Source organism: Mycolicibacterium sp. XJ870 (assembly GCF_053483975.1).
This window is the reverse complement of the sequence record NZ_JBEFTI010000002.1, coordinates 454,869-478,640: the sequence shown is the minus strand read 5'-3', so window position 1 is coordinate 478,640 and position 23,772 is coordinate 454,869. Positions and strand designations below refer to the sequence as shown.

Here is a 23,772-nt window from a genome sequence, read left to right as displayed (position 1 = left end):
CGGCAATGGTCACGATCGATGAGTTTTCGCGCGTGGTTTCCGAGATCTACGCGTCGTCGATCAACCCAGCGAACTGGCCGGTGGCATTGTCTGAGATCGGCCGCGTGCTCGACGCATCAGGCTGCGCAATCTATATCGGTCGGGGGACAAGCCGCTCCCTGATGAGCGCCACCGTCCCTTCGGAGGCGCGCGAATCCTATACCGAACACTTTTACACGGTCGATTACATACTCGAAGCCGTCGAGAAGGGCCCTGGCGGTTTGATACACGGCGGCCAGGCGCTCGTTGCGCTCAGGACCCATTCAGAGTTCGAGTCCGACTTCCTGCGTCCACATCACATGGACGACGGACTGTTCATGCAGTTGAACGTGGGCACGACGCCCGCGAGCTTTCTCGCCGCAGCGCCGAAACGGCAGGAACCGTTTGATACTGCCGAACGGGTTAAGTTCGTCAGTGCGGTAACCCGCCACCTGCAGCAATCGCTTCGCACTCAGGATCACCTCGCGGAGTTACGCGGAGCAGCAGAGGAGATCGCCGGCGTGATCGAGGCTGTACGGCACGGTGTCGTCATCGTCGGGCCGGGACGGACTGTCGCGCAACTCAACTCGGTAGCCGACCGGATTATCAAGTCCGGCGATGGGTTGTGTATCCGCGACGGCAGCGTCGAGGCGACGTGCACGTCCACCGACGAACAGTTGCAGCGCAGTATCACTGGAGCTCTTGTCGAGCAGCGATGCGGTTCTCGCAGCGGGGATACTTTCGTGTGTAGCCGCCCGTCTGGAAAACGTCCCTATGTTATTCACGTGCTGCCGCTCCCTCTAGCCGAAGGCCTGTTAGCGGCAAAGGCTCTGGTGATGATCATCGACCCAGAGCAGGACCACGAACCGCCAAAGGTCCTGATAAGACGGCTCTTCGGCTTGACGAACTCGGAAGCCGATGTAGCACTGCGGGTAATGCGTGGTGACGGTCTGAAACCGATCTCGCTGGACCTCGCCTTATCGAGGGCAACCGTCAACACTCATCTCCAACACATATTCGACAAGACCGACACACATCGGCAAGCCGAGTTGGTCCGCCTGCTGCTGGCAATCATCCCGTAGGCGCACAGCGGTTCCGAGGAATGAAGCGCTCCGAATGCCGGGCCAAGCAGCACTCGATCCCAAAGAAGTCGCTGAAGGCCTGACTCCGGGCAGTCTGACCGCGGGCTAACACTGCCCTAGCGACCGCCGATAACAATGGCATGACCCTGTTCCGCGCTACCGGCGCGATAGCCATCGCGTTGACGGCGTCCTGGTTTTGGGTGGCAACAGCCCAGGCCGAGGCCTTCGCGCAACTCGGTCGAGTTCCGATCGTGGCGTCCCCGACCTGTGGCGGTAGCGTCAGCGCCGAGGCTCAGGTGGCGCCGTGCAGGTCGGTGATCGTGTCGAGAACGGTGTCCGCGTTGCCATCCACTATGACGCCGGCATCTACGACGGTTCGTGTGCGCTCACGGTGACCGCCGATTGGGCGAATCTCGACACCGGCGCTTCAGGAACCAGTGACATCACCGCGGTATCGACGATTGACGGGCACTACGGTTTCATCGGCTACGCCAACACCATGTTCGAGACGGGAAGCGGCACAGTGGTCGTCACGCTCAGCTCACACCCGGGTGCTGAAATGCGGATCACGACCTGAGCCGTTTGACACGGGTAGAGCGAACTCAGATGGCGGTGACGCCGGGAATCCGGCCTTCCCGAAACGCCTCCACGAAGTGGCGATGGTCGTCTCTAACGATGGCGGAGTAGGTCAACCCGAACTCGACCATGTCGGCCACGAATTCGTCTTCGTGGTCACCGATTACCGCGACGATCGCATCCTCGGTCTGAAAGTCGACCAGCGACTGGTCACTGTCGGTGTCGCTCACGCAGTGCACCTTGGCGACCGCTTGGCCGAGTTGCTCGACGACGTCGGCCAGCTCGTCCGGTTCGGTCAGCTCGCTCCAATCCAGATCGGCCTCATAGGGCGAAAGCTCACTGACCACGAATCCAACCCCGTCGATGTCGGTGTAACCGAGCAGCGGGTCAGCGTGCGCCTGCAGCGCGCGCTGGGAGACCGCGGTCCGATGCCCATGGTGCTTGAAATACTCGTGCACCTCTCGGTCTTCGACGACGCGGCTCGGGGCCGCCACGTTGCCCTGCTTCATCGAGAGCACGACGTCGTTGTCCAACGCCTGATTGAAGCCTTCGATAAGCACCGTGTAGGAAGGCAGACCGGCGCTACCAATGCCGAATCCGGTCTTGGCGATCACATCCTTGACGTCATAGGCGATTCCACGGAATCGCTGCGTCTCCGGAATCGTGCCGAGATAGCGGTCGAAGGCCGCTTCCACCTTTGCCCGCTCGTCGTCGTCCAGTCGCACCACGCCTGGCAGCTCACGGAAGCGACGGTCGCATTCATCGACCACGGTGATGTGGTTGAGCATCTCGGCACGCGTCGAGAGTCGCGCCGCCTGAAGCGCCGACAGCACGGCCCCGTGGGCTGTCGTGAGATTGAGCGAGAAGGTGGAATCGTCTTCGACGTCGACAAACCACCGAATCTGCCGCACGTAGGCGCGGACGAACGTTTCGATCAATTTGGTGATCGCCTCGTCGGAAAAGGCCTTCTGCCAACACATCAGTGCGATGCTCGCGGCGAATCGCTTTATGTCCCAGGTAAAGTGCCCGACGTACGCTTCGTCGAAGTCGTTGACGTCGAAGATCAGCACTCCCGCGCCGTCCATGTAGGTGCCGAAGTTGGCCGAGTGGAGATCGCCCTGTATCCACACCCGGCTGGTGCGCTCGTCGGCCCACCTGTCGTCGCGTGCGGATACGTCGGCGTAGAAGAGGCAGGCACTGCCGCGGAAGAATGCGAACGGGTCAGCCGCCATCTTGCGGAACTTGGTTCGAAACGCGTCTGGATCTGCCGCCATCAGATCGGAGAAGGCGTCGACGAGGCTGGCGACGATGAACGACTCCCGTTCGTCGTGGTTAGGGCCGAGTTCCGTACTACTCATCTGCACTAGATGCCCGGCGCGGGCGCTGCTCAACCGCTACGGCCCTGGTGCAACCGTCTGACCGTATGTGAACGGTTCATACAACAGTTGAATCGTGCGGCGGTGGCGTACTGGCCCATGAGCTGCAGTTATGTCTCTCAACCCCGCCCGCCAGAGGCGGTACGCAATTTGCGCCCTTGTTTATATGAACGACTTGTATATAGTGGGAATCTGTACAAAGTGTTCACATCACTCGGAAGGTAGAGCAGTGTTTCGCAATGCTCAGATCCCAATGGCCACGCCCGCTCGACGGATCGGCCCATACCTTGTCGCCGGCGTCGTGGCCGCCGCACTGTCACTGGCGGGTCCAGCGAACGGCGCCCCATCAGGGGTGGGCACCGTGGACCGCGCGATGAACGCCACCGTGATCTCCGAAACCGTTTACGTCGACGTGAAGTGCTGAACCTCCCCACGGCGCATTAGGACGGGTACGACTACCACCGCTCGTGTAACCCAAAACCGTTCACGCGTCGGACATTTGGCCCGCCAGGCGCTGACGCCACCCCCCGCAACGCTTTAGGAGAATCCATCATGACGTCCACGTCAGCGCCTACAACCCTTCGCCGGTTGCATCCCTTCGTCCTCGGCATCGCCTTCCTCAGCACCTACTACGTGGCCTTGCTGGGCCCGATACTGCCCGCCATCGCCGGGCCCCTGGGCGGGGACGCGCTGGCCATCGGGTTGCTCTTCTCCACCTATTCCCTCGCGCAGTTCCTCACCGCACCCGTCCTGGGAGCGCTCGGGGATCGCTACGGCCGCCGCACCGTACTGGTCTTCAGCGTGGTCGGCGCCTTGATCGGCTTCTCCATCTTCACCGCAGGCGCGGCGACCGGCGCTGGGCTGTGGGTGCTGTTCGTCGGATGGATCATCGTCGGCGCCTGCGACTGCTGGATCGCGACGGCGTTCTCGTACGTTGCGGACACCACACAGCCAGGCACGCGCACCCGGTTCTTCGCGTTCCTGACCGCAGCGATCGGATCGGCGTTCATCGTCGGCCCCGCCACCAGCGGCCTCTTCTCAACGACCAGCCCCGTCACGCCGCTGTTTGTTCTGTTGGCGATGCTTCTCGCCGCGCTGGTGTGGGGTTTCTACTCGATGCCGGAAAGCCTGCCACCGGCACAGCGAGCGGTGAGCCTGCACGTCGCCGAGATGAACCCGCTGTCTCAGCTGCGGGACATCTTGCGGTTTCCGCAGTTGCGTCTGCTGCTGCTGAGCTACCTGTTGTTCTGGCCCAGCGTCATCGCCCTGTCGTCGAACTTGCCGACATTGATGGCCGAGCGCGCTGCCTGGAACACCGGGCGTATTGCCTCCATCCTGGTTATCTACGGTGTGCTAGTCGTCGTGATCCAACTCGGTGTCATACCGCTTCTGGCGCAACGCTTCCGGGCGATCCAGCTCGCCATTGCCGGCGCCGGGTTGTCCGTGGCCGCATTCATCTCACTGGCCGCGTTCGCTGTCACCGCGTCGACGTCGCTTGTCTACCTCGGCGTCGTGCTGTTCGGTCTGGGCCAGCCACTGGTGCAGACCAGTCTCACCGCGGCCATGTCGGAAAGCATGGACGCCCATACTCAGGGCCGCGTTCAGGGGGCCGTCGCTGCGACCATGGCACTAGCACAAGTGATCGGCCCTCTGGTCATCGGCTGGCTCTACCAAGTGGCTGGCCCCCTCGTCGCCTACGCGACCGTAGCGGCACAAATCGTGGTGGCGATCGCACTCATGCTGGTGGCGACACCGCGGCTCGCGCGTGCAATGGACCTTCAGGGCGCAACACCCATCCCACACGCCGCATGAACCAAATCTGGCCTCATCGAATCATTTTCACCTAGACAGCGGAGAGGGTCGACATGCGAATGACAGGCAACCACGTCCTGGTGACCGGTGGCGGAAGTGGGATCGGCCGCGGCATCGCCGAATCTTTACACCGGCTGGGAAACCACGTCACCGTGGCCGGCCGACGCGAAACGGCACTCAAAGAGGTGGCGCGGGCCAACTCTGGGATGCAGTATCTCGTTCTGGATCAGACCGATCCGGCCGACATCGCCCGGTTCGCCGCCGCGCTGGCTGCTTTGCGACCTGAACTCAACGTCCTGATCAACAATGCGGGCATTCAACGGCCCGAAGACCTGACGACTGGCGACGTACAGGCAGCCGTGACGCAAATCGCCACGAATCTGCTGGGCCCGATCCGACTCACCGCAGCGCTGTTGCCTGGGTTGGCCTCGCAACCCAGCGCGGCGATTATCAACGTCACCTCGGGTCTGGCGTTCGTGCCCAACGCCGCGATGCCCACCTACAGCGCCACCAAGGCGGCGCTGCACTCCTACACGCAGTCATTGCGACATCAGTTGCGCGATACCGCCATCGAGGTCATTGAGATCATTCCACCGCAGGTGCGCACGGCCCTGCGAGACACCGACGATCCGCGGGCGATGCCGCTTGAGGACTACATCGCCGAAACGATGACACTGCTCACCGCGGGCGGACTCACCGAGATCACGGTCGCGAGAGTCGCACCGCTGCGCCAGGCCGAACACGATCACACCTACGACGAACTGTTCGGCGCGATGAATCCACCACGACCGGCGCCCCGAGGTCCGGCATCCACGGTGCAGCGGCGGCCCGATGGACGGGGACGCCGATGAGGGTAGTTATGGTCGGCGCGACCGGACGGTACGGCCATCTGGTGCTCGACGAACTCCTGCGGCGCGAAGTTTGGGTACGTGCGCTGGTGCGCAGCCCACAGCGCGTCGCCGCCGCCCGAGACCGCGGCGCCCACGAAGCGGTCGTAGCCGACCTGACTCGTCCGGACAGTCTCCGGTCGGCGGTCGCCGACATGGACGGCGTCTTTCACATCGGCCCCGGCCTTTCCCCCCACGAAGCCGACATGGGAACCGCGCTCGTTGCCGCCGCCCGCGCCGCCCGGGTCCCCAAGTTCGTGTTCTCCGGGGTCATCCATCCAACGATCTCGGCGCTGTCCAACCACGCCGCGAAGTTGCCGGTCGAAGATGCTCTCTACTGCTCCGGTCTGGACTTCACCGTGCTGCAGCCCGCGCGGTTCATGCAGACACTCCGGGACTATTGGCTCGCCGATCGCGACGAGCTGGCGATGCCGTACTCGGTGACTTCCAGCATGTCCTGGGTGGACTACCGCGACGTCGCCGAAGTCGCCGCCGTAGCGATGACCAGTGACCAACTCAGCCATGGCACCTTCGAACTGAGTTCACCAGGAATACTCGACGGCGTCCGCACGGCCGCCATGCTCAGCGAGATCACGGGAAAACACATCACCGCCGTGCACATCCCCGCTGCCGGCTACGCGCAACGACTCCCGCAACCGCATCGCGCTGCGTTCCTGCGCATGATGGCCTACTACGACCGTGTTGGCCTGCCCGCAGGAAACGCCCAGGTGCTCACCACCCTGCTCGGCCGGCAACCCCGAACGGTGCAAGCGTTCCTGCGCGAACTGACCCGTGGCAGTACACCTGCTTTGCCCGACGCTGACCACGCGCCGGATGACAGCGAATGACCCAGCAGCCCAGAGCAATCGAGAGGACTCCTCGATGATCACCGTGACCGCACCCACCAGCAGCATCGGCCGTCAAGTCGTCGACCGACTCCTCGCCCTCGAGACGCCGCTGCGCGTCGTCGCACGTGATCCGAACCGGCTCACCGACGGCGTGCGAGACCGCGCGCAGGTCATCGAAGGATCCCATGGTGACCCCGACGTCGTGGCCGCAGCCTTCAATGGCGCCGACGCAGTGTTCTGGCTGGTGCCGCCGAATCCGCGCGCTGACAGCGTGCGCGCCGCCTACGTCGACTTCACCCGGCCCGCGTGCGACGCCCTCCGTGTCGGCAAAGTCGATCGGGTGGTGGGGATTTCGGCGCTCGGGCGCGGGGCAGCACGCAACGCCGGGTTCGTCACCGCCTCCCTGGCGATGGATGACCTCATCACCAGCACGGGGATGAACTACCGCGCATTGACGATGCCGTCCTTCATGGACAACCTGTTGCGCCAGGCCGAGACGATCAAGAGCCGTGGCGTCTTCTTCTCGCCCATCGACGGGGACCGGAAGATGCCCAGCTGCGCCACGCGCGACATCGCCGCGGTCGCGACCCGGCTCTTGCTCGACGACTGCTGGAGCGGCGCGAGCAGCGTTCCCGTGCTGGGGCCAGAAGATCTGTCGTTCAACGACATGGCCGCGATCATGTCCGAGGTCCTGGGCCGAGCCGTGCGGTTCCAGCAGACCGACGGTGCCGCCTACAAGGCAAACCTCGTTGCCAAGGGCATGTCCGACGCCATGGCCCAAGGGATGCTCGACATGGCGCTGGCCAAGAACGATGGGCTCGACAACGCTGAACCACGCACCGCCGCGGCCAGCACGCCCACCACGTTCCGTCAGTGGTGTCAGGACGTTCTCACACCCACCCTGACGTGCTGAATTACGAGCGAGGACGACGATGCAACTCGGATTCCACCTTCCCATCTTCGACATAGACGGTGGCACCACCGCCATTGCCGCCGAACTCGCCCGAGTCGGCGCCGCCGCCGAGCACGCCGGCGCCACGTGGCTGTCGGTGATGGACCACTACTTTCAGATCGAGCCGACGGGCCTGCCCGCCGAGTCCAACATGCTGGAGGGCTATAGCACCCTGGCGTTCTTAGCGGCCCACACCAGCACCGTGAAATTGGGTGTGCTGGTCACCGGCGTCACCTATCGCCATCCTGGGCTGTTGGCCAAGATCGTCACCACCCTCAATGTGCTCTCCGGTGGCCGATCCGCCCTGGGCCTCGGCGCAGCTTGGTTCGAGCGCGAGCACACCGCGCTAGGCGTGCCCTTCCCGCCGTTGGCTGAACGCTTCGAACGCCTCGAAGAGGCACTACGGATCTGCAATCAGATGTGGGATCCCGACAACAACGGACCGTTCGTCGGCAAGCACTACTTCCTCAACGAGACACTCTGCCTACCGCAGCCCATCAAACGGCCCTCGGTGATGATCGGCGGTGGGGGAGAACGCAAAACACTCAAACTGGTCGCCCGCTACGGCGATGCGTGCAACTTCTTCACCACCTCGGTGCAGGACGTCGCACGCAAACTCGACGTTCTACGCCGCCATTGTGACGACGCCGACCGCGACTTCAGCCAGATTCGGATCACCGTCACCGCCAACCAGCCCCGCCCGGAGCCGGCCGACCGCGACGGTTTCGTCCGGCGGATGGCCGATTATGCGCGCCTCGGTGTTCACACGGTCATCGTCACACCGACGACTGGAGCCCCTGCGGCGTGGATCGACGCATTCGCTCCTACCGTGCCCCGGCTCGCCGAACTCACTTGACGGGCGCAGCCTCACACGCGGCATTTGTATACTTTTTGTTCATTACTTGTAAGTCTCGGAAGTAGGTATCAGTGCCCGACGGAGCACCCGCTGGAGCCGCCGACCGCCCGCGAAGGGGTCGACGGCCCGCGGCCGAAGTACGACGGACGGTCCTCGACGCCGCCGTCCGCTTGCTCTACGAGGAAAGCTTGGGTGCCGTGACCTTTGAGCGGGTGGCAGCGGCCGCCGGCGCAAGCAAGGTCACGTTGTACAAGTGGTGGCCTTCACCAGCGGTGCTGGCCTTCGAGGCCTACCACGCCGACGTCAAGCCAGTTCTCACGTTTCCGGACACGGGCGACTTCATCCGCGATTTGCGCACCCAGCTGCACGGTTTCGTTCGCACGCTGATGGAGCGCCCGGTTCGCGGAGGGCGGACCCGAGGCCACGTGATAGCTGAAATGGTTGGCGCCGCGCAAGGCGACGGCACACTGGCGCGGGCCTTTCATGAGTACTACACCCGTCCACGGCGGCAACTGACCATGGATATGTTCGAAGTGGCCCGCGGCCGCGGTCAGATCCCCGCCCACATGGACCTATTGACCCTCGCCGACCAATTGTGGGGCGCCTGTTACCACAAGGTCATGCTCTTCGGTGAACCGCTGGACAACGAGTACGTCGACAAGCTGATCAACAATCTGTTCGGGCCCATCGTTGCAGGAACGCCGTCCTAGGTGCCTCGACGACGGCGGACGATTACGGGATCGGACCGCGCTCGGTATTGCGGCCAGTGACAACGCCGTTGCGCTTCTGCACTTCTTCGCGGACGTAATCGTGCTGGTCGATCCGGATCGTGATATCGAGTTCCTGGGTGTTGCCCGCAGCGTCCGTCGTGATGGTCGTGTGCCGTATCGGCCCACTGGCCGCATAGTCCTCGAATGTCACCGACGTCTGCGTTCCGTCGTCAGCATTCTCGGTAAACATGTTCTGGCTCACCACTTTTCCGATCTGGCTGGTGACGGAGTTCGTCCGAACGGTTTCCCGCTCTGTACCAAATGACGAGTAATGGATCGCGGTCGTCTCGGCAGTCGTGTTACCGCTCGCGTCCTTATTGGCGCGCCCTTCGACGCTGTAGACGATACGGCCCGAAGAATCGTCGAAAGTGATGGTGAAAGACCCATCCGGCCTGTCCATGCGCATTCGTGAAGCGCCGCTGGGGTAAGTCGTCTTCGTAACGATCATCCCGCCGAACGTCCGGCGATCAGTATGAACGATGTCCAGGCCCCACACGTCGGGTGGCTGGAACGTCGCGAAACCAGTCCACACGTTCAGCAGAAGATTGGCGGCAATCGGGCTGCTCATGATTCTCCCCGCTGCGGTGTGTGCCGCGTCAAGGCCCCTGAACGGCGCCCGTGAACAGATGATCGCAGAATCGCCGCCTGACGGACAGACCACGGTTACTAGCCGGCACATCTTTGTTCGGCGCTAGCCTGCCCGGGTGTCGAGCTCCGCTGAGCGCGTTGACAGTTCAGTTGAGTCTTGTGGTGAGGTGGACCGAGACGTCGTCACCGGCGTTCTTACCGATGGCCCTGCGGATGGACTCGGCGACCGGGAGCTTGTGGGTGCCATCTCCCAGCGCCATGAACGCCCCGGTGAACGGGTGCCCGTCGACGGTGCCGGCGACCTTCACCAGCCCTCGGGTACCGAAAATCCGTGCTGAGTCAGGCAATTGGACACAGATCCAGGTGTCTTGTGGACGGATCTTGCCCAGGCGAGCGATGAACTTGATATCCAACGGCTGAGGGGCGGTCATGATCGTGGGCCTCCGACGTGTGGGTGGGGATGAGTGTTCACCGGGATTCGCTGTCGCCGGCGTCCTCCAGGTAGACCAGGCCGTTGCCGTCGGGATCGGTGAAGGAGAACATCGCTGGAATTCCGTCCATGCGGACCAGTTCGGCGTTGTGCAGCGTGACTCCGGCTTCGCGGATCTTGTCGTGGGCCTGCTGAGCATCAGGGGTACCCAACCGGATCGCGACCGGAATCTGGCTGTCGGCAGGCAGGAGCACCAGGGAGACGCTCGAGCCGGGCGGCGCTACCTCGACCATCCGCGCACCCGGCCATACCTCCACGTCGTTGCGGAGCTCGCAGCCGAGCACCTCGGTGTAGAACTTCAACGCGGCGTCCTGGTCAGCCACCGGCACCGACACGCTCAGAACTCTCGTTGTCATTGTCATGCTCATTGAGACCCCGCCCCAGGCAGAAAGTCATCGCCCGTATAGCTGAGGCAAGCGCCCGCTAATGCCCTAACCGAGGTTGGGCCGATGCGCATTGTGCACGTATGTGCAAACCCATTGACCGGGCGTGCACGCTTCGCTGTAGTTGATCGACCTTCAGGTTTGAGACCAACAAAGGAGTTGGCGTTGGCATCTGCTCGTTACTCATGCGATGTCCCGATCGCACGCCCAACCGACGTACTCGTCGTCGGCAGTGGCCCGTCCGGTTTGGGGGCAGCCATCGCGGCGGCGCGCAACGGCGCGTCGGTTCGGATGATCGAGCGGTTCGGATTCCTGGGTGGCAATCTGACCGCCGGTCTGGTCGGCCCCTGCATGACGTCGTTCTCGCTCGACGGCAAGGTTCAGTTGGTGCGTGGCATATTCGACGAGTTCGTCCGCCGGATGGAATGTCAGGGCGGTGCGGTGCATCCCTCGAAAACCAAGTCGGGTAGCCAGTATTCGGGTTTCATGGTGTTCGGCCATGAGGCAGTTACTCCATTCGACCCGGAAGTTGCCAAGGTGGTGGCGCTCCAGATGTGCCGTGAGGCCGGCGTCGACCTTGTGCTGCACAGCTTCGTCGTCGACACCAAGGTTGAAGACGGCGCCGCGACGGGGGTGATCACGGCCAGCAAGAGCGGGCTCGGCCTGATACCCGCGTCGGTGATCATCGATTGTTCCGGCGACGGCGATGTCGCGGCCCGAGGTGACGCCAAATTCGAGTACGGCCGTCCCGAGGACGGCGAGGTCCAGCCGATGACCCTGTTCTTCCGGGTCGCCGGCGTCGACGACGCCGCCGTGGAGCGCCACCGACGCGAGCATCCTGAGGACTACTTCCCCTTCCAGGGCATCGTCGAACAGGTCCAGCGCGACGGGACGTATGACCTACCGCGCCGAGGTGTGCAGCTCTTCAAGACCTTGGAGTCCGGGGTGTGGCGGATCAACACCACCCGTGTGCTCGGCGTCGACGGCACCAACGTCGACGACCTGACCCGGGCCGAGTTGACTGCTCGCGATCAGGTTTTGGAGCTGATGCGCTTCTTCCGCGCCGAGCTTCCCGGCATGGAGAACTGCACGCTCCTGGACACCGCGGCCACGATCGGTGTCCGGGAGAGCCGACGCATCGTCGGCGAGCACGTCCTGACCCTCGACGAGTTGGTCGAGGGTCACCATTTCCCCGACGTCATTGCGGTCGCCGGCTACCCGGTCGACATCCACAGTCCGGTCAGCACCGCGGGTCCGTTCAACGACGACATTCCCGCCACCGCGAATATCTACGAGATCCCCTATCGCAGTCTGGTGCCCGAATCCCTTGACGGCGTGCTGATGTCGGGCCGCTGCATCTCGGCCACCCACGAGGCTCTGGCCGCCGTGCGGGTCATGCCGCCGTCCTTCGCCATGGGTGAAGCCGCCGGTACGGCCGCCGCCCAGGCGGTGGCCCGGAACGTCCAGCCACGTGCCATCGACGTGACCAAGTTGCAAGATCAACTTCTCGCCCAAGGTGCCTATCTCGGTCCCGCCTTCGAAACCGAGGCCGTACGGTGATCCGCCGGGTCGTCTCGGCCAGCACCGTCGGCACGGCACTGGAGTGGTACGACTTCATGCTGTACGGCACCGCGTCGGCATTGGTCTTCGGCCGGGTCTTCTTCCCGGACAGCGATCCTGCGGTCGGAACGCTCGCATCGCTGGCGACCTTCGCGGTCGGCTTCTTCGCGCGGCCGGTCGGCGGTCTGTTGTTCGGCCACTTCGGTGATCGGTACGGTCGTCGGCTGATTCTGATGATCACGCTGATCGTGATGGCGGTTTCGTCCACGCTGATCGGATTGATCCCGTCCTATGGCTCGATCGGGGTCGCCGCACCGGCGCTCCTGGTGCTGCTGCGGATCTTCCAGGGTCTCGGCGCCGGCGCGGAATACGCCGGCGGTTCGCTGATGGCCGCCGAACATGCGCCGCCCGGGCGACGGGGCTTCTTCGCTGCCATCCCGCCGACCGGCAACGCGCTCGGCGTCATCCTGGCGGCGTTGGTCTTCACGCCCTTCACCTGGCTTCCCGAGGATGCCTTCCTGTCGTGGGGATGGCGGATTCCTTTCCTGGTCAGCATTTTGATCCTGCCGGTCGGTCTCTACATCCGGTTCCGCGTCGACGAGACACCGGCTTTCGAGAAGAACGTGGCCGAGAAAGGCGAGCAGCAGATCGCCCCGTTGATCACCGTGGTGAAGACGGCACCCAAGCCCCTGCTGTTCGGCTTCCTGCTCAGCATCGGACCCAACGTCGCGACGTACGTCCCGAGCGTCTACGCACTGACTTACATCACCGACAACGTCGGGATGGCTGCTGCGGTCGGAACGGTCGGGCTGATGATCGCCAATACGATCAAGCTGGTCACCCTGCCGTTGTCCGGTTGGCTGTCCGATCGCCTTGGCCGCCAACAAGTCTTCATAAGTGGTGCAGTGTTGTGTGCGGTCGCCGCCTTCCCGATGTTCTGGCTCATGGACACCGGCAATGCCTTGGCGGTTTGGCTCGCGATGGTCGTGGTGCTCACCTTCGCCAACGATCTGATGCTGGGATCTCAGGCGGCGATGCTGGCCGAGCAGTTCGACACCAAGGTGCGCTACACCGGAATCGCCTTCTGCCGTGAGCTTTCCGCTGCCCTGGCCGGCGGCACCTTGCCGTTCATCGCTGCCTTCCTGACCTCGCGTACCGACGGCACCTGGGCAATCTCATCGGTGATGGTGATCATGTGTGTCATCGCCATCTTCGGTGCATCCCAGACCAAGGATGGGCGCGACATCTCGTTCATCGATGAAGCGCCGCCGCGCCCCGATGCCGGTCGAGAAGAAGACCTGCAGTCAGCTCGTCGATCACCAACTCGGTGATGTATCCGCCGGCGAGCGCAGCATCCAAGGCGTCGATCTTGTGATCGCCCGACACAGCGCAGATCCTGTGTTTCACGGTCCGGAGCTTGCCCAAGTCGGGGCCTGACGTGCGCGCGTTCAAGCCGATCCCGGAGTGGCTTCCGTCCTGCCGGAGGTAGCTCGTGGCGATGTCGCCGACGGCACCGTCGGCAGCGAGCGCGGCGAAGTCGGTGTCGTCGAGGAAGTACCCGTTCAGGTAGGGGCTGCTTGGGACCCCCTCGGTGACGGTGCCGACGTTGAACAGGACGGCGTCGGCGCCGTGGTGCAAGGAGATGATGCTCTTGATGCTGCGCTCTTCTAGCAGAGCCACTTTGGTCTCAGCCCGATCGAAGAAGACCGGCACCGGGAACTGCCGCACATAACCGGAGAACGCCTCACCGAACCGGGCCATGATCGAATTCGCATAGTGTCCACCAGTCGTCCGGGAGAAGCCCATCCCGTTCAGTTGGACGAACTGGCAGTTGGTCGTGACCTTGGGGATCAGGCATTCGCTGATGGCGTTCACCATCGTTCCCCAGGAGATCGCGATGGTCATGTCGGATTCGAAAATTGAATGGAGCAGTCGGGCGGCCTCGACGGCCGTCCGTTCGAGCCGCTCGACCGTGGTTGCCGTCGACGGCACATGCGCGACATGAGCTCGTAGCCCGAAGGTTTCGGCGAGCGACTGCTCGAGCGGATGGGCCCGGGAATCCGGAGGCATGATCCGAATCTCCACCAGGCCGGAATCGCGGGCATACTGCAGCAAGCGCGAGACGGTAGAGCGCGACGTACCCATCTGCCGGGCAATGACGTCCATCGTCACGCCGTGCAGGTAATAGCGTTGCGCCACCCGCAACGCCTCATCGACTCGATGATCAAGATGATGGTCGGTCTGGTGGTCTTCAGCCATCGACTCCCTCGCTCACGGTCGTCCGTCCACTCAAGGCCAGGATGTCAGGCACGAGCACTCCTGCTCAGCGGTCCCTGCGAGGGTGTCTACGCCAGATCATGGGTGTGTTGCATGGAGATCTGGCGGGCGGTTTCGAGGAAGGCGGGAAGGGCGGGGTTGGTGTTGTCCGCCGACCAGGCCAATTGGAGGCTCAGGTGGTGGCCGATGACGCGGACGAACTGCACACCGGTCAGGGACACCGACCGGTACGAGGCAGCTACGACCGTTACGCCCAGGCCTGCGGCGACCAAGCCGAGGGCGGCGAGGCCACTGGCTTCTTGGACGATGGTCGGGCTGAAGCCGGCGGCGCGACACGAGGCGATGAACTCGTCGTACGCGAGCACCGAGCGATGGCGTGGGAAGAATACGAAGGGCTCCTCGGCCAGTTCAGAAAGCGCGATCTGGTCGCGGAGAGCGAGTCGGTGGTCGGCGGGAACGCCGGCCAGCAGTGGCTCGGAGAGCAGCGTCTCCAGCTCGATGCCCGGCGGCGCCGCGGTCGCACGCAAGAATCCTGCATCGATCCGGCCCCTTGTCAGTGCCGCCAGCTGTTCGTCATCGAAGCTCTCGCTGATCCGGACCCCGATCGCCGGGTGGGTTTCGCGGTGGGCCCGGATGATCGCGGGCAGGAGCGACAGCGTGACCGATGGGAGGGCCGAGAGGGACAGCTCGCCCCAGTCGCCCTGGGCCGCGAGCCTGGCCAGCCGGACGGCGCGGTCGGACTCGACGAGTGCGTGGCGCACCTGATCGAGCACTGCCTGGCCGGCCTGGCTCAGTGCGACCCGTCGGCTGGTTCGGTCGAACAACCTGACACCCAGAGTTCGTTCCAGGTCTCGGATCTGCCGCGACAGCGCGGGCTGCGTGATGGACAAGCGGGCGGCGGCGCGGCCGTAGTGGAGCTCGTCGGCCACAGCGGCGAACGATCGCCACAATCGCGCATCCACATCCATGCAGGCAGGTTATCAATCCATACCAAATAGTCCTTGGACATCATCGATTCAAGAGTGGTTACCTGAAGATTGGGGCTGCGAGTACGACGTACCCCCATAGCCACGGCCAGGAAGGGGTCGAAGCCATGATTGAGCACATCGCGCCCGTGACCGGTGGGGTGATCTCCAGGCAGGACACCCAGACAGCTATCTGGTTCCTTGGTGTGTTGTCCCAGGTGCGCCTCAGCGGCGAGCAGACCGGCGGGGCTTTCTCTTTGACCGACAATCTCGCCCCGCGCGGCAACGCCAGTCCCGTTCATATCCACGACCATGAGGACGAGACCTTGGTGGTGCTCGACGGCGCACTGCGGGTCATTGTCGGCGACGACGAACATAACGTCGGACCCGGAACTGTTGCGGTGTTGCCGAAAGGTCTTCGCCACGCGTATGTAGTCACTTCAGCGCAGGCGCGCTTTCTCACCTTGCACAACCCCGGCGGATTCGAGCAGTTCGAAGCCGAGGTCGGCGAGCCCGCCCGGGCGCTGACTCTGCCTCCCGAACCCGCCGTACCGCCGGACCTTGCCGCACTGACCGAAACAGCCGCCCGCCACGGCATCACCATCCTCGCCCCGCCGCCCGCGCCCTAGGCCACCCTCGGCCTACTTCGGAGGGGACGTCGAGAACTCGTCTGCTATGGCCGATTCGGACTCGTCGATGATCGCGCGCATGGCACGTTCGGCTGCGGTCTCGTCACCGGTCCTGATCGCGCGCGCGACGTCGTCGTGCAGTTCGATGGCAGCCGGGTTCGGGATCGCAGGCATCATGCCGTGATGTGTGCGGCCGGTGAGCACCTCGGCAACCATGGCGTTCAAGGCGCGAAACATCTCGTTGCCGCTCGCCTCGAGCAGGGTTTGGTGAAACACCTTGTCCGCCAACAAATATGCTTCCAGGTCACCGGAGCGTCCGTGAATCACCATGTCGGAAACCGCGGCCGCCATGATCCGACACTGATGTGCGTCGGCCCGCTTCGCAGCCAGTGCCGCCGCAGCCGGCTCAAATCCGCGCCGAAGTTCCGATAGTGAAACCAGTTGGGCAGCACGATCACTCGACTCGAGCCGCCAGCGGATCAGCCGGGGATCGAAGACGTTCCAGTGCTCCGCCGATCGAATCGTGATGCCGACTCGACGCCGCGACTCCACCATGCCCATCGATTCCAGCACGCGGATCGCCTCGCGGGCGACGCTACGGGACAGACCGTGCTCGGCGCCCACTCCGTCGAGCGTCAACACCTGGCCGGGTTTGTACTTCCCGGACACGATCGCGGTGCCCAAGGCGGTGAGCAAACTGTCGTGCAGAGCACTGACGTTTGGTCGATCCGACATGGTGACATCCTGTCATAGCTGCGATCTGCCCTATAAAGACATATCTTCACAGAGTCTCCTTGCAATCGTATGCCTATTACGGCAAGCTGTGTGATGCCAAACACAACTGGGTAGGTGGAGTAGATGCAGTCACCCATCGTCGTCATGGGAGTTTCCGGCTCTGGCAAGTCGACCGTCGGAGCCGCCCTCGCCCAGCGTCTGCGCGTGCCGTTCGCCGACGCGGACGACTTTCACCCGCCGGCCAACATCGCCAAGATGACGGCCGGTCACGCTCTCAACGACGACGACCGCTACCCATGGCTGGACGCCATCGGGGAGTGGCTCGCGGCGCGGCAGGCCGGCGGCGTGATGAGTTGCTCGGCCCTCAAGCGCAAGTACCGTGACCAGCTGCGGCGGCACCGCGCCGACGTCGAGTTCCTCCATCTGGCCGGGTCGCTAGAGGTCATCGGCCGACGGCAGGCGAGCCGGCCGGGACATTTCATGCCGGCAGCGCTGCTGGCCTCACAGTTCGACACGCTCGAGCCGCTCGAACCCGACGAGCGTGGCACCATCATCGATGTCGATCAGGACATCGATTCCATCATCCAAACCTACGTCGACTCAATCGATTCCGGGCAAGAGAACCGATGACCCGCCGGTTCGGCAAGCCGATTCATCAACCTCGATTCACAGATCGCACAACGCCCGGCAAAGGCCGGGCACTGACAGTTCGGAGGCCTCGTGGAAGCAATTGAGCCGGCATATGGCGCCACAACGCTATTGCTGATCGCAGCGGCGGCAGTCGCGATACTGCTGTTCCTGATCATGAAGGTGAAGTTGCATGCCTTCGTCGCACTGGTATTGGTGAGCTTGCTGACGGCGCTGGCGGCCGGCATTCCCGTCGGGGACATCCCGGATGCCCTGGCGTTCGGTTTCTCCAATACTCTCGGATCGGTCGCCCTCCTCGTCGGTTTCGGCGTGATGATCGGCCGACTCCTGGAGGTCACCGGCGGTGCCCAGGTGCTCGCCGACACTCTGATCAATCGCTTCGGTGAGAAGCGGGCACCGTTGGCGCTCGGCATTGCGGCGTTGCTGTTCGGCTTCCCGATCTTCTTCGACGCAGGTCTGGTCGTGTTTCTGCCGATCATCATCACCGTCGCGCGACGGTTCGGCGGGTCGGTGCTGCTCTACGCGCTGCCCGCCGCCGGTGCCTTCGCCGCCATGCACGCGTTGGTGCCGCCACATCCCGGACCGGTCGCGGCAGCCGAATTACTGGGTGCGAGCATCGGGCTGACACTGCTGGTGGGCGTCCCCGTCGCGATCGTGTCCTGGTACGTCGGTGCGTATCTCGTTTCCCGGGTCATCGGGCACCGGGTGTACGTCGACATCCCGACGGCATTGTTCGGCGAGATCAACGATGGCCGCGACACCGTTGACCCGGCCGGCGACGACACCGCTACCGCCGGCGGAGGCGGCGGTCAGGCCGTCGAGACCAAGCCCCGCACAGCTCCGTCGTTCGCCACGGTGCTCGGAGTGCTGCTGCTGCCGTTCGTCTTGATCTCGTTCAACACCGTGCTCAACACGCTCATGACCGCGGGCGTGATCGAGGAGGACGCCACCTGGGCGCAGTTCCTGCGTCTGCTCGGCAACACAAGTGTCGCCCTGCTCATCACGGTGATCGTTGCGGTCTTCGTGCTCGGCCTGCGCCAAGGCTCGATGGCGGATGTCAGCACGATCCTCGACAAGGCCCTCGGACCGATCTGCGCGGTCATCCTGATCACCGGCGCAGGCGGCATGTTCGGCGGCGTGCTGCGGTTGAGCGGTATCGGGGATGCGTTGAGCGGATCGTTGTCGAACCTCGGGATCTCCCTGATCCTGCAGGCGTTCCTCATCGCGACATTGCTCCGGGTCGCGCAGGGTTCGGCGACTGTCGCGTTGACGACGACAGCTGGTCTACTGGCCGCGGCGGTCGCCGACGCCGGCCTGAGCAATCTGCAACTCACCGCACTGGTCATGGCCATCGCCGCCGGCGCCACAGTCCTTTCGCATGTCAACGACTCGGGCTTCTGGTTGGTCAGTCGGTTCTTCGGCATGGACGTGAAGACGACGCTCAAGACCTGGACGGTGCTGGAGACGACACTCGGCCTGAGCGCGTTCGCGCTCAGCGTGGTGCTCTGGTTGGTGGGTTGACGGGTAGCGCTGCGAAGGGGTCTTGACAACCTACAACCAGTTGGTTGTATGTTGGTCTCGTGACCGAGGCTGACGAGGACAGGGCGGATGCCCTGTTCCACGCACTCGCCGACCGGACCAGGCGTGACATCATGCGCCGGGTGTTGGCCGGCGAGCACTCAGTCTCAGTGCTCGCGGAGAAGTACGAAATGAGCTTCGCCGCAGTGCAAAAGCACGTCGCCGTGCTGGAGAAGGCCGGCCTGCTCGTCAAGCGACGCAGTGGTCGTGAGCAGTTGGCCAGCGGTGACGTGGCGGCGGTGCGGTCGGTGGCGTCCATGTTGACTGAGCTGGAACAGGTTTGGCGTGGTCGCATCGCCCGCATCGACGAACTCATCTCATCCGATCCAACCAAGGAGGTCTGACCATGCCCGTGACCGACGTACAACACGACATCGACAACCTGACTCTGACGATCACCGCGGACTTCGCCGCGCCGGTGACGCGAATCTGGCAGGTCTACGCCGACCCGCGTCAGCTCGAAAAAGTCTGGGGCCCACCGACTTACCCGGCGACCGTGGTCGACCACGACTTCACGCCCGGCGGCCGCATGACCTACGTCATGACCGGTCCGGAAGGCGACAAGCACGCCGGCTACTGGGAGATCACCGCCGTCGACGAGCCGACGAGCTTCTCATTCGTCGACGGCTTCGCCGACGAGGACCTCAAGCCGAACCCGGACATGCCGGTCTCCAGGAATGTGTACGCCTTTGCCGAGCACGACGGCGGCACGCGCGCGACCTACGTCAGCACCTACGAATCCGCCGAGGCACTTCAGCAGGTGCTGGACATGGGTGTGGTCGAGGGGGCGTCGTCGGCGATCAACCAGATCGACGACTTGATCGCCTCCTGATCGTTGCCGCGCCGGAAACCTGCACTCACCGCCCAGGATCGGGTTGTGCTTGCAGGGCTGGCGTGGCGGTCTGAGACGAGTTCTTCGCCATCACGCTACGAGCGCGACTCGCTGAAGTCTCCCGCGGCCGAAAAGTGTTATCGCCTAGGATTACTGCTCAATAGTGGCTGAATCCCTCGGCGTAGCGTGTTATCCACAGATCGTCATCGAGCTCTGGTGGACGCGGCGCGCGCATACGATCATCGATGCTGTGGAAATCACAGCCCACATCCTGCGTCAGCAGTCCGGGATCATCTCGCGTCGACAGGCAATGGATCTGGGCATGCAACAGCATGACCTCAGGCGAATGATCAGGCGCAACGCGTGGGCGCGGGTCCACGACGGCGTGTACGTCGATCACACCGGGCCTCTGACCTGGTTGCAACGGGCTTGGGCCGCTGTGCTTTACGCGGCTCCTGCGGCACTGTGCTTCGAATCGGCCTTGCGTGATGAAGGTTCCCCAATCCATGTCGCCGTCTGTCGGCGCAGAGCCATGTTGGTCGAGCCCGCGGGTGTCAGCATTCACCATCTGGCGTACCTCGAGGGGCGGGTGCTATGGAACGTCGGTCCGCCGAGGATGCGTTACGACGAAGCCGCGCTTGACGTCGCGTGCCGGGCGACCAATGAACTCGACGCTATCGCGGTGTTGGCCGACGCGTGTCAGTCCCGGCGCACCACCGCAGGACACCTGCTGCGAGCTCTTGATGCGCGCAAGCGCGTTCGCGGTCGCCGCTGGCTGCGGGCGGTCCTGGTCGACATCGCCGACGGAACCTGCTCAGTCCTCGAGCACGGGTACCTCAATCGCGTGGAGCGCCCGCATGGGTTGCCCCGCGCCACGCGGCAACAACGTTCGACGACATCTGTGGGCGTCTGCTACCGCGATACGGAGTACGGCGGACGGCTCGTGGTCGAATTGGACGGCCGGATGTTCCACGACTCTGCGACCAAGCGCGATGCGGATTTCGAGCGTGACCTCGATGCTGCAGTCGACGGCAGATCGACCGTAAGGCTCTCGTACCGGCAGGTTTTCGACCGACCATGTCGGACCGCCGCGAAGGTGGCTCACGTCTTGTGGCGTCACGGGATCGCGGTGAATGGCCGCATGTGTGGGCCGGGCTGCGAGTTCACAATGCTCGACCGCGCCGCCTGAGCGAATGCTAAACGTTAATGCCTAGGGTGGCAGCCACATAGTGGCTGGATTCCTAGGCTTAACGATGGATCGCCCTATGCGAAGCCCTGAATCGGCGCTTGTACCGCAGACTGGTGGACAACCCCTATGGCGTGATCAGCGTGCCCGCCTGTGAGGCCGCGTACTGCAGTTCCGGAATCGTCATGTCCGCGTAGTCGGCGTTGACCGGCCCCATCGGCGATCCGAGCCACGGCACCACGCCAGGGTCCGGGGTGACGCCCAGGTGGTAGGCCTGAACGCCGGGCAGGTGGTACTGGAGGAAGTTGCCCAGGACGTCCGCCAGGAAGATCGCGCTTCCGACGGGGCTCGTACCCCACAGCGCCGACGCGTTCATCAACGGTATGGCGGCGTCGGGATCGCCGATCATTACGATCGAGCCGTAGTGCGGCTTGCTTCCTCCGCCGGGCACATACTCCGGCATGAACGGCTGCAGTCCCGGCAGGTCGGTGGAGAAATAGCCCGCCACGTCGCCGTAGGTCAGGACGTTGACGAATCCGGAGTTGGCGCCGTTGCCGGGCACCGAGGTGTTGAGGCCGGGGCTCTCAAATGCGATGCCTCCCAGGCCGGTTTGTTGAGCGACGTATGACGCCTCCCACCCGCCGAGCGAGTGGCCGGTGAGGTAGATGTCTTCCCTGCGGTAACCCTGCGCGATGGCCGCGGCTTCCACCTGCCGCTGGAAGTCCAGCGCATCGATGAAGGCCTGTGGGGTGGTGTCGGTGAAGATCACCTGCACGTCGGTGATCACCTGCGAGACTGCGATCAGCGGGTTGAACAGCAGGTTCGTGCCGCCGGTGGTGCCCTGGTAGGCGATGATGATCTGGCCCTCCGGGGTCACCCACGCCTTGCCGGACATGCCGGTCAGCACATTCGTGGACTCCATCTGCTTGCCGTCGACCGTGAACGGTTTCAAGTCGCCCGGGGTACCGCCGAGCACGTACGCGGCGGTCGCGGCGTTGAGGAACTGGGACACCGTCGGGGTCTTGCCCGTGGTGGGGCCCGTGTAGTCCAGTGCCGGCGGGACATGTTGCACGGCGGGGGGTTTGGTGAGCCCCAACTTCTCTTCGGCTTCCCGGAACGCCGCGAACAAGGCGTCGTTGATGGGTGCGAAGTTGAGCGGGCTGGTCGGGCCGTCGGCGGAGGAGGTGATGTCCAGCGCTTGCAGCACGGTATTGACGACGCGTCCGGGCAGAGCGACGATCTCAGCGATCGGCGACAGCGGCTCGGGCTCGCTGGGAGCGACGTTGGTGGTGGAGGAGGTCGTTGCCGCAGCGATCCCGGGCGCGGTTTGTGTGACGGCAACGGTGTCGGGCCTGGTGATCTCGCGCTCCGCCACCGCCTGCGCTTTCGCGAAGCCGCGTTCCGCGCGTGGGGTCAGCATCCCCAGGCGCTTCGCCGCCGGGTGAGATGGAACGGTTTTGGTCGTTGCCGTCTCACGTGTGCGAACCCGAGCGCTCGGCTTGTCGGCCGCGGATCGTTCAGATGCGTCCGTCGCAGAGTCCCGCGGCTTCGTCGCCGACGACGACGGGCGGTGACGTTTGCCGTGGCCGTCGGTCGACTTCTTGGGGCCTTTGGCAGTCTCCGAACTGGTCTGACTCGATGACTTGCCCGATGAATCGGAGTGGCCGGGGTCCGCCCACGCCACCGCTTGCCCACTGGCGCCTGCGATCCCGATGCCGACCGCTACGACGGCCAGGCCGTATCGGAGTGGTATCCGTCTGTCGTGCTGCGGGCAGCTCGGAGCATCCACCATTACCAATGTCCCCCTTGACATTCCACGGTGATGTCCGGATCCGCCGATGACGGGAGTGCCAGCCGCCGCGAACACACGCCGGCTCAATATATGACATCAGGTGATGTCAGTCAGGGGTTTTGGCTACGTCGGGTTCAGCGATGTCGCCCGGTTGCAGAAGCAACGGGCCGCGATTCGGATTCGTCTCCGCCGGCGCCGCGTTCGGGCGCGAGCATGACGGCGGTGATCGGGACGACGAGCGCAAGCAGGCCGATCACGAAGACCGGGAACAGGAACGAGAACACCTCGGGCCCGGCCGGTACCGGCACAGTGCGATCGACGGTAACCCGGACCGCGGCCATGCCCGTGTAGTGCATGCCGACGACGGCGACGCCCATCACGAGCCCCGCACCGAATCGCAGCACTCGTGTCTTGAGGACGAGCGTGAACCACAGCGCGGCGGTCGCCGCGACCACTGCGATCACAAACGACAGCGCGACAAGGAGTTTGTCGTAGGAGATCGTGCCCTGAATCTGCATGGCCCACATGCCGGTGTAGTGCATCATGGCGACTGCCAGGCCGGTGATCACGCCGCCGGCGATGAGCCGGCGCAGATCGAAGGTACGGCCGATGGTGACAAGCCCGGCGAACACCGCCGAGATCGCCAGTGCCGCAGAGGCTACCGTCCACCCGAGGTGGTACCGGACCACGCTGTTCGGGATCGCGAAGCCGAGCATCGCGATGAAATGCATGAGCCAGATCCCGACCCCGCCGATGGCAATCGACGCCACGAGAAGCCACCGCAGCCGGTCGCGTTCGTCGGCCGCTCGGGCCCCGCAGCGGGTGCATGCCAAACCGACAACTGAGCCGGTCACCGAGACGATGTACGCCAGAAACAGCAGCCAGAGGCCCATGTCGAAGTGGTGCACGTGATGGTTCATGACTATTCCTTG

Annotated in this window: 25 protein-coding genes and 1 pseudogene; 17 read left to right on the top strand and 9 right to left on the bottom strand. The window is 64.0% G+C overall.

The genetic code is table 11. The features are described 5' to 3' along the window. The first annotated feature begins 5 nt into the window (after positions 1–5). Together ABQF30_RS13815 and ABQF30_RS13810 are read left to right on the top strand one after the other, a co-directional pair. Positions 6–1,100: a helix-turn-helix transcriptional regulator gene (locus ABQF30_RS13815; RefSeq protein WP_448464525.1), complete on the top strand. Its 1,095-nt coding sequence runs from the start codon at positions 6–8 to the stop codon at positions 1,098–1,100. A gap of 140 nt (positions 1,101–1,240) precedes the next feature. Beyond that, positions 1,241–1,677 (top strand): annotated as a pseudogene (locus ABQF30_RS13810) (hypothetical protein). Between the two features lie 25 nt (positions 1,678–1,702). On the opposite strand, the gene ABQF30_RS13805 reads toward ABQF30_RS13810, so the two are convergent. Next, positions 1,703–3,034: a DUF2252 domain-containing protein gene (locus tag ABQF30_RS13805; protein WP_448464523.1), complete on the bottom strand. Its 1,332-nt coding sequence runs from the start codon at positions 3,032–3,034 to the stop codon at positions 1,703–1,705. 271 nt (positions 3,035–3,305) lie between these two features. Between ABQF30_RS13805 and ABQF30_RS13800 the strand changes: the two genes are divergently transcribed. The 7 genes from ABQF30_RS13800 to ABQF30_RS13770 all read left to right on the top strand — a co-directional run bounded on the left by ABQF30_RS13800 (position 3,306) and on the right by ABQF30_RS13770 (position 9,117). Next, the gene (locus ABQF30_RS13800) at positions 3,306–3,476 is read left to right on the top strand and encodes a hypothetical protein (protein WP_448464521.1); all 171 of its coding nucleotides are present in this window, start codon (positions 3,306–3,308) and stop codon (positions 3,474–3,476) included. Between the two features lie 128 nt (positions 3,477–3,604). Continuing rightward, complete coding sequence (locus ABQF30_RS13795; protein ID WP_448464519.1) at positions 3,605–4,864, top strand: MFS transporter; 1,260 nt, start codon at positions 3,605–3,607, stop codon at positions 4,862–4,864. 53 nt (positions 4,865–4,917) lie between these two features. Further along, positions 4,918–5,715: an SDR family oxidoreductase gene (locus ABQF30_RS13790; RefSeq protein ID WP_448464517.1), complete on the top strand. Its 798-nt coding sequence runs from the start codon at positions 4,918–4,920 to the stop codon at positions 5,713–5,715. Then, on the top strand, positions 5,712–6,599 hold the full coding sequence (locus ABQF30_RS13785) for an SDR family oxidoreductase (protein ID WP_448464515.1): 888 nt from the start codon (positions 5,712–5,714) through the stop codon (positions 6,597–6,599). Before ABQF30_RS13790 ends, ABQF30_RS13785 begins: the two co-directional genes overlap by 4 nt. A gap of 34 nt (positions 6,600–6,633) precedes the next feature. Continuing rightward, entirely contained in the window at positions 6,634–7,512 is an 879-nt protein-coding gene (locus ABQF30_RS13780; RefSeq protein WP_448464513.1) for an NAD(P)H-binding protein, read from the top strand. A gap of 19 nt (positions 7,513–7,531) precedes the next feature. After that, a complete protein-coding gene (locus tag ABQF30_RS13775) occupies positions 7,532–8,407 on the top strand; it encodes an LLM class F420-dependent oxidoreductase (RefSeq protein WP_448464511.1) in 876 nt (291 codons plus the stop codon). A gap of 71 nt (positions 8,408–8,478) precedes the next feature. Next, positions 8,479–9,117 carry a TetR/AcrR family transcriptional regulator gene (locus tag ABQF30_RS13770; RefSeq protein WP_448464510.1) on the top strand — a complete coding sequence of 213 codons (639 nt, stop codon included), beginning with the start codon at positions 8,479–8,481 and terminating at the stop codon, positions 9,115–9,117. Between the two features lie 22 nt (positions 9,118–9,139). Here the strand turns inward: ABQF30_RS13770 and ABQF30_RS13765 are convergent, their stop codons facing one another. The 3 genes from ABQF30_RS13765 to ABQF30_RS13755 all read right to left on the bottom strand — a co-directional run bounded on the left by ABQF30_RS13765 (position 9,140) and on the right by ABQF30_RS13755 (position 10,611). Then, a complete protein-coding gene (locus tag ABQF30_RS13765; protein WP_448464508.1) occupies positions 9,140–9,745 on the bottom strand; it encodes a hypothetical protein in 606 nt (201 codons plus the stop codon). 166 nt (positions 9,746–9,911) lie between these two features. After that, positions 9,912–10,196 (bottom strand): DUF1905 domain-containing protein, encoded by a 285-nt coding sequence (locus tag ABQF30_RS13760; protein WP_448464506.1) that lies wholly within the window; start codon positions 10,194–10,196, stop codon positions 9,912–9,914. A gap of 37 nt (positions 10,197–10,233) precedes the next feature. Beyond that, positions 10,234–10,611: a VOC family protein gene (locus tag ABQF30_RS13755; RefSeq protein ID WP_448464504.1), complete on the bottom strand. Its 378-nt coding sequence runs from the start codon at positions 10,609–10,611 to the stop codon at positions 10,234–10,236. Between the two features lie 192 nt (positions 10,612–10,803). Between ABQF30_RS13755 and ABQF30_RS13750 the strand changes: the two genes are divergently transcribed. After that, positions 10,804–12,198: an FAD-dependent oxidoreductase gene (locus ABQF30_RS13750; RefSeq protein WP_448464502.1), complete on the top strand. Its 1,395-nt coding sequence runs from the start codon at positions 10,804–10,806 to the stop codon at positions 12,196–12,198. Beyond that, the gene (locus ABQF30_RS13745) at positions 12,195–13,529 is read left to right on the top strand and encodes an MFS transporter (protein ID WP_448464500.1); all 1,335 of its coding nucleotides are present in this window, start codon (positions 12,195–12,197) and stop codon (positions 13,527–13,529) included. The genes ABQF30_RS13750 and ABQF30_RS13745 overlap by 4 nt, the downstream gene beginning before the upstream one ends. Here ABQF30_RS13745 and ABQF30_RS13740 read toward each other — a convergent pair. Further along, entirely contained in the window at positions 13,450–14,457 is a 1,008-nt protein-coding gene (locus tag ABQF30_RS13740; RefSeq protein WP_448464498.1) for a sugar-binding transcriptional regulator, read from the bottom strand. The genes ABQF30_RS13745 and ABQF30_RS13740 overlap by 80 nt on opposite strands. Positions 14,458–14,543: 86 nt before the next feature. Continuing rightward, positions 14,544–15,443, bottom strand: coding sequence for a LysR family transcriptional regulator (locus ABQF30_RS13735; protein ID WP_448464496.1), 900 nt, complete (start codon positions 15,441–15,443; stop codon positions 14,544–14,546). A 125-nt stretch (positions 15,444–15,568) separates the two neighbouring features. Between ABQF30_RS13735 and ABQF30_RS13730 the strand changes: the two genes are divergently transcribed. Next, positions 15,569–16,069 carry a cupin domain-containing protein gene (locus tag ABQF30_RS13730; RefSeq protein ID WP_448464494.1) on the top strand — a complete coding sequence of 167 codons (501 nt, stop codon included), beginning with the start codon at positions 15,569–15,571 and terminating at the stop codon, positions 16,067–16,069. A 12-nt stretch (positions 16,070–16,081) separates the two neighbouring features. On the opposite strand, the gene ABQF30_RS13725 is transcribed toward ABQF30_RS13730, so the two are convergent. Beyond that, on the bottom strand, positions 16,082–16,804 hold the full coding sequence (locus ABQF30_RS13725) for a FadR/GntR family transcriptional regulator (RefSeq protein ID WP_448464492.1): 723 nt from the start codon (positions 16,802–16,804) through the stop codon (positions 16,082–16,084). A 123-nt stretch (positions 16,805–16,927) separates the two neighbouring features. Between ABQF30_RS13725 and ABQF30_RS13720 the strand changes: the two genes are divergently transcribed. The 5 genes from ABQF30_RS13720 (at position 16,928) to ABQF30_RS13700 (ending at position 21,051) form a co-directional block, all read left to right on the top strand. Next, the gene (locus ABQF30_RS13720; RefSeq protein ID WP_448464490.1) at positions 16,928–17,434 is read left to right on the top strand and encodes a gluconokinase; all 507 of its coding nucleotides are present in this window, start codon (positions 16,928–16,930) and stop codon (positions 17,432–17,434) included. Positions 17,435–17,524: 90 nt separating this feature from the next. Continuing rightward, positions 17,525–18,973, top strand: a complete 1,449-nt coding sequence (locus ABQF30_RS13715; protein ID WP_448464488.1) for a GntP family permease — start codon at positions 17,525–17,527, stop codon at positions 18,971–18,973. 59 nt (positions 18,974–19,032) lie between these two features. After that, positions 19,033–19,374 (top strand): ArsR/SmtB family transcription factor, encoded by a 342-nt coding sequence (locus ABQF30_RS13710; protein WP_448464486.1) that lies wholly within the window; start codon positions 19,033–19,035, stop codon positions 19,372–19,374. A gap of 2 nt (positions 19,375–19,376) precedes the next feature. Next, positions 19,377–19,862: an SRPBCC family protein gene (locus ABQF30_RS13705; protein WP_448464484.1), complete on the top strand. Its 486-nt coding sequence runs from the start codon at positions 19,377–19,379 to the stop codon at positions 19,860–19,862. A 250-nt stretch (positions 19,863–20,112) separates the two neighbouring features. Continuing rightward, positions 20,113–21,051, top strand: a complete 939-nt coding sequence (locus tag ABQF30_RS13700; RefSeq protein WP_448464482.1) for a type IV toxin-antitoxin system AbiEi family antitoxin domain-containing protein — start codon at positions 20,113–20,115, stop codon at positions 21,049–21,051. 124 nt (positions 21,052–21,175) lie between these two features. On the opposite strand, the gene ABQF30_RS13695 is transcribed toward ABQF30_RS13700, so the two are convergent. Next, entirely contained in the window at positions 21,176–22,468 is a 1,293-nt protein-coding gene (locus tag ABQF30_RS13695; protein ID WP_448464480.1) for a hypothetical protein, read from the bottom strand. A gap of 506 nt (positions 22,469–22,974) precedes the next feature. Next, positions 22,975–23,760, bottom strand: a complete 786-nt coding sequence (locus tag ABQF30_RS13690) for an MHYT domain-containing protein (protein WP_448464478.1) — start codon at positions 23,758–23,760, stop codon at positions 22,975–22,977. Positions 23,761–23,772 lie beyond the last annotated feature (12 nt).